This is a genomic window from Falsiroseomonas oryzae (genome assembly GCF_027856955.1).
Classification (GTDB): Bacteria; Pseudomonadota; Alphaproteobacteria; order Acetobacterales; family Acetobacteraceae; genus Falsiroseomonas; species Falsiroseomonas oryzae.
This window is the reverse complement of sequence record NZ_JAPSMD010000377.1, coordinates 1-5,234: the sequence shown is the minus strand read 5'-3', so window position 1 is coordinate 5,234 and position 5,234 is coordinate 1. Positions and strand designations below refer to the sequence as shown.

At 73.5% G+C, this 5,234-nt stretch carries 6 protein-coding genes; 3 read left to right on the top strand and 3 right to left on the bottom strand.

Going from position 1 to position 5,234, the window contains the following annotated elements; genetic code table 11:
* The 3 genes from OZN99_RS24785 to OZN99_RS24775 form a co-directional block, all read right to left on the bottom strand.
* Positions 1–442: hypothetical protein (locus tag OZN99_RS24785; protein WP_270937915.1), on the bottom strand; the 442-nt coding region annotated here is incomplete at its 3' end.
* Positions 439–1,008 carry a DUF4255 domain-containing protein gene (locus OZN99_RS24780; protein WP_270937914.1) on the bottom strand — a complete coding sequence of 190 codons (570 nt, stop codon included), beginning with the start codon at positions 1,006–1,008 and terminating at the stop codon, positions 439–441. The genes OZN99_RS24780 and OZN99_RS24785, both read right to left, overlap by 4 nt.
* A gap of 287 nt (positions 1,009–1,295) precedes the next feature.
* Positions 1,296–2,804: an ABC transporter substrate-binding protein gene (locus OZN99_RS24775; RefSeq protein WP_270937913.1), complete on the bottom strand. Its 1,509-nt coding sequence runs from the start codon at positions 2,802–2,804 to the stop codon at positions 1,296–1,298.
* 59 nt (positions 2,805–2,863) lie between these two features.
* Between OZN99_RS24775 and OZN99_RS24770 the strand changes: the two genes are divergently transcribed.
* From OZN99_RS24770 to OZN99_RS24760, 3 genes are all read left to right on the top strand, one after another.
* On the top strand, positions 2,864–4,000 hold the full coding sequence (locus tag OZN99_RS24770) for an NAD(P)/FAD-dependent oxidoreductase (RefSeq protein WP_270937912.1): 1,137 nt from the start codon (positions 2,864–2,866) through the stop codon (positions 3,998–4,000).
* Positions 3,984–4,286, top strand: a complete 303-nt coding sequence (locus OZN99_RS24765; protein WP_270937911.1) for a (2Fe-2S)-binding protein — start codon at positions 3,984–3,986, stop codon at positions 4,284–4,286. Before OZN99_RS24770 ends, OZN99_RS24765 begins: the two co-directional genes overlap by 17 nt.
* A partial coding sequence (locus OZN99_RS24760) for an NAD(P)/FAD-dependent oxidoreductase (protein WP_270937910.1) occupies positions 4,283–5,234 on the top strand: 952 nt, incomplete at its 3' end. The genes OZN99_RS24765 and OZN99_RS24760, both read left to right, overlap by 4 nt.

The following is a 5,234-nucleotide window of genomic DNA, read 5'->3' as shown; positions in this document are numbered from 1 at the left end:
CGCCGGCGCCGCGCACCTGGCCGGTGACGGCGGTGAGGCCGGGCGGGATGGGCGCGGTCGGCGCCGCGTGCAGCGCGACATCGCGCAGCAGCGCGCGAGGCGTCATGTCCGGGGACGTCGCGCCGGCCTCCAGCCGCGCACGCACCGCGCTACGGTCGGGCACCGTCAGCTGCACCGCCGCGGGCTGGAAGCGCCCTGCCGGATCCGTGACGACCAGCCGCCGCGGTCCGGGCGGCAGCTTCAGGAAGCCGTAGAGCCCCGTCGAGGCATGCCAGCCCGGCCGCTCCGTCGCGCCCACGGCCTCCACACGCAGCCCTTCCACGGGCGGACCGGCCGCAGGCCTGTCCTGCGCCACGTAGCGCATCGCCCGCAGCGCCACGACGCCCAGCGCCACCACCCGGTCGGCGTCGAAGCGCGCGGCGAAGGCGAGCGAGGCGCTCATCCCGGCACCGCCGGCACGCCGATCAGCGTACGGCTGTCCACCATCGGCGCCTCCACCCGCTCCACCGGCGCCAGGCGCACGGTGCGCAGCAGGTAGGGCATGGAGAGCAGCGGGGGCCCCTCGAACCCGTCCCAGAGCCGAAGGAAGTCCTCGGTCTCCAAAGGATCGGGGCTGAGCTGCAGCGCGATGCCGGGCTCCCACGCATAGGCCGGGGAGAGCAGCGGCCCGGACAGCACGGCGAAGCGGTCCAGGATCGCCATGCAGCGGCCGAGCATGACCTGCTCGCCCTCCGCCGAGTTGCGGCCCCAGACGATCAGCAGGTAGTGCAGCTCCACGCCCATGGCGCTGCGGGACGGTGCGGCGGGCGCGACCCGCGGCATCTCCACCTGGCGGCGCGTGCGGTCCAGCGCCACGCGATACAGCAGCAGTCCGACGCGGTCCTGCAGGTTCTGGCGCACGTCGCGCGCCATCATCGCCGAGACGGTGAAGCCGCCGAGGCCGCCATCCTCCGCAAGCCGCGTGCGGAGCAGCTGCACCAGGCTATCGGTGGCACCGGCGATCGACATGCGGCGACTGGCACCCTCCTCGTTCGTTTCCGCCGGATCGCGGGTCGGCGGGCTGCCGTGCTCGCCGCGGCTCGCGCCACTGTCACGAAGCGTAGAGCGCGGCATTTCGCCAGCGCAACCGGAAATCGCCGACCTGCCGTGACGGGTCGCGTGAAGGTTGCGTTACCCTGAATTCAGGCAGTGCGGCCTGTGTCGATGCGGCAGCGCGGAACTGTCATCGCATCGCGACAGCGCGTGCGCCGGCCCGTTGCCGTCATGAACTTCGCGGAATCGTGACCGCCGAGTGCCTAATCCAGCCGTGTCGCGTGCGTCACCGGCGGGCCGAGATTCAGCGCGCCTTCCAGGCGATAGCCGAGGTTCAGGGTGCTGCGCCGCACCCATACCTGCTTCAGGTCGAACAGCGGCACCGCGCAGCCGGCCTCCAGCACCTTGCGCTGCGCGGTCGCCCACAGGGCCAGCTGGCGCTGCTCGTCAGGCTCCGCCCGGGAGGCGTCGATCTCGGCATCCGCGGCGTCGCAATGGGCGAAGTTCAGCGACATGGTCGGCCGGCCCGGGGCGCTGCGCGAATGGTAGAATTGCGAGAGGTAGCTGTCCGCCACCGGGTAGCGCGCCGCGCCGTAGAACGTCAGCTGCGACAGGTCCTGCCGGATGCGGGCGTGGTAGGTCGCGTGCTCCACGACGTCCATCTCCAGCCGGATGTTGGCCCGGCGAAGCTGCGCCTGGATCACCTCCATGATCGGCAGCTGCGCGGAGTTGGAGGAGACGACGGCGCGGATCGTCACGCCGTCGCGGTGCCCGGCCTCCGCCAGCAGCGCGCGGGCGCGGGCCGGGTCGGGGGCGAAGCGCGGCACCTCCTCCGTCGCGCCGAGATAGCCGGGCGGCACGGGGCTCGGCCAGGGCGTGGCGACGTCCAGCCCGACGAAGCGCGCGATGGCGCCCGGATCCACCGCATGCTGCACCGCGCGGCGCACCCGCGCATCGTCCAGCGGGGCGGAGCGCCGGCTGATCAGCAGCGTGCGGAACTCGCCGGGTGAGAAGACCTCGACCACCGTGTTCGGCTGGGCGCGCATCCGTTCCACCCAGCGCTGCTCCCGCCGGCCGATGAAGAGGTCGAGCTCGCCGGCGGTATAGGCCAGTTCCCGTGTCGCGTCGGAGGTGATGAAGCGGATGTCGATGGCGCGGATCGCCGGGCGCCCGCGCCAATGGCCGTCGAAGGCGGCCATGCGTGCCGCGCCGCCGCCCGCGCGCTCCAGCCGGAACGGCCCGGTCCCGGGCTGCTGCCCGCCGGCATCCGCACGGCGGGAGACGATCATGCCGCCATGGTAGTTCGCGAACAGGCCGAGAGCGCCGGCCACCGGCTCCCGCAGCGTCACGCGCACGGTCATCGGGTCCACCAGTTCCACCGCCGTTACGGCGGCATAGTCGCTGGCGAAGGCGCTGCGCTGCGCATCGGCGGCACGGCGCAGCGAGAACGCCACGTCCTCGCCTTCGAGCGGGTTGCCGTCGTGGAAGCGCACGCCCGGCCGCAGCCGGAAGGTGAAGATCCGGCCATCCGCCGATCGCTCGAAGCTCTCGGCGAGGTCGGGCTCCAGCCGCGCGGGATCGGCGCTGCCCGGCGGGAAGCGCACGAGCCCGTCATAGGCCCAGGAGAGCGGCGCCTTGTCCTGCGTGGCGCTGGCGCGGTGCGGATCGGTGGTGCCCATGTCCTGCGCGATGACGCCGACGCGCAGGGTCTGCGCCTCTGCCGCGCCGGCGATCGCCGCACCCAGCATCATCGCGCCGACCGTCTTCCACATGTCGCTTTCCCCCCTTCGATGGCTTGCAGGATGATCCGGCGCGGGTCAGGCTCGCAAGCATGGAACGCTACGATGTTGCGGTCATCGGCGGCGGCATGGTCGGCACGGCCATCGGCTACGGCTGCGCGGAGCGTGGCGCGCGCGTTGCCGTGCTGGACGAGGGCGATGTCGCACTACGTGCTTCGCGCGGGAATTTCGGCCTCGTCTGGGGCCAGTCCAAGGGCGACGGCATGCCGGCCTATGGCGCCTGGACCCGGCTCAGCATCGCCCTGTGGCCCGCGCTGGCGGAGCGCGCCTCGGCGCTGGCCGGCAAGGACGTGCAGTATCGCCCGGTGGGCGGCCTGACCTTCTGCCTGGACGAGGCGGAGCTGGAGGCCAGGCGCGCCTTCGTCCACCGGCGCCACAACCAGGGTCACAACACCGTCCGCATCGTGGACCGCCGCGAGCTGGAACAGCTGATGCTGGGCTGCCCGCTCGGTCCCGAGGTCGTGGGTGCGAGCTATGATCCGACCGACGGGCATGTGGACCCGCTGACGCTGCTGCGCGGCCTGCATGCCGGGCTGCGCCGCGCCGGCGGCACGCACCTGCCCGGCGCGCCGGTCGTCGCAATCGACGCCGCGGGCGGCGCGTATCGCATCGCGCGCGCCGATGGTAGCGCGGTGGAGGCGCGTCGCATCGTCGTCGCAGCAGGCGTCGCCACCACGCACATCGCGGCGATGGTGGGCCTCGACGTGCCGGTGCGCCCCGTGCGCGGCCAGAACATCGTCACGGAACGTCTGGCGCCGATCCTGCCCATGCCCGCCAGCGCCATCCGCCAGACCGGCGACGGTACCATCCAGATCGGCGTCACCAGCGAGGATGACGGCGTCCTGGAGACGCCGACCACCACCGCGGCGCTCGCGAAGATGGCCGCACGCGCGATCCGCGTGCTGCCGCCGCTGGCCGCCGCGCGGATGGTGCGCGGCTGGGCCGCGCTGCGCCCGATGACGCCGGACGGCTTCCCCGCCTATGCCGAGAGCGCGACGCATCCCGGCTGCTTCGTCGCGGTCTGCCATTCCGGCGTGACGCTGGCCGCCGTGCATGCCGGGCCCATGGCCGAGGCCGTGCTGTCCGGCATCATGCCGGAACTCGCCGCGGAACTGCATCCCGCGCGCTTCGCGGGGAATCCGGAGATCACGCGTGTTCAGGCGCACTGAGCCCACCGACTGCACCATTCTCTGGGATGGCCAGGAGCTGCCCGCGCGCAGTGGAGAAAGCTTGGCCGCGGCCCTGCTCGCCGCTGGCGTGCTGGCCTTCCGCGAGACGGCGGTGAGCGGTGCCGCGCGCGGCCCGCTCTGCCTGATGGGCGCCTGCTTCGACTGCCTGGTGGAGGCGGACGGCAAGCCCAACGTGCAGGCCTGCATGGTGCCGGTCACGCCGGGCCTGGTTGCCGCCCCCCAGCACGGCGTGCGCGGCCTGCCAGAGACCGAGGACGCAGCGTGAGCGATTCGGTGGATTTGCTGGTGCTTGGCGCCGGCCCGGCCGGCATGGCCGCCGCGACCGAGGCGCGCGCGCGCGGCCTCTCCGTCCTTCTGCTGGACGAGAACCTCGGCCCCGGCGGCCAGGTGCATCGCGCGATCGAGCGGCGCGCGGCGAAGGACGAGCAGGATGCGGATGGCTTGAAGCTCGCCGCCGCGCTGCGCGCTGCCGGCGCCGATCTGCGCTTCGGCGCGACGCTCTGGGCGATCGAGCCGGGCGGCAAGGCGTTCTGGAGCGAGGGCGGCGCGGCAAAGTCCATCGTCGCCGGCCGCATCCTGCTCTGCACCGGCGCGACCGAGCGGCCGCTCCCGGTCCCCGGCTGGACGCTGCCCGGCGTGATGACGGTGGGCGCCGCGCAGATCGCGCTCAAGACGGCGGGGCTGGTGCCCGAGGGGCGCGTCTGGCTGGCGGGGCAGGGGCCTCTGCTCTGGCTGTACGCCACCCAGGCGCTGGCGGCCGGCGGGCGTCTCGCGGGCATCGTGGACCTCTCGCATGGCGTGCCGCCGGCTGCGCTGCGCCACCTGCCGCGCGCCCTGCTGGCGCCGGACTATCTGCTGAAGGGGCTCGGCTGGCAGCGCGCGGTGCGCCGGGCCGGCGTGCCCATTGTACGCGCAGACTCGCTGCGGGCGGAGGGCGACGGGCGGCTGCAGCGCATCTTGTTGGATGGCGCGGCCCATGACGCCGACCTGCTGCTTCTGCATGACGGCGTGGTGCCCAACACCCAGATCACCCGCGCCATCCCGGGTTGCGCGCATGACTGGGACCGCGCCCAGGCCTGCTGGCGCCCTCGGCTGGACGCATGGGGCAACACGACGGTGGATGGCGTGATGGTGGCGGGCGATTCGGCAGGCATCGGCGGCGCCCGCGCCGCCGCCATCGCCGGGCGCCTCGCCGCGCTGGACGCCGCGCGCG

Excerpts from the sequence above, each read along its gene's own strand:
- OZN99_RS24780 (WP_270937914.1), bottom strand. The coding sequence starts at position 1,008 with ATGTCGATCGCCGGTGCCACCGATAGCCTGGTGCAGCTGCTCCGCACG.
- OZN99_RS24775 (WP_270937913.1), bottom strand. The coding sequence starts at position 2,804 with ATGTGGAAGACGGTCGGCGCGATGATGCTGGGTGCGGCGATCGCCGGC.
- OZN99_RS24770 (WP_270937912.1), top strand. The coding sequence starts at position 2,864 with ATGGAACGCTACGATGTTGCGGTCATCGGCGGCGGCATGGTCGGCACG.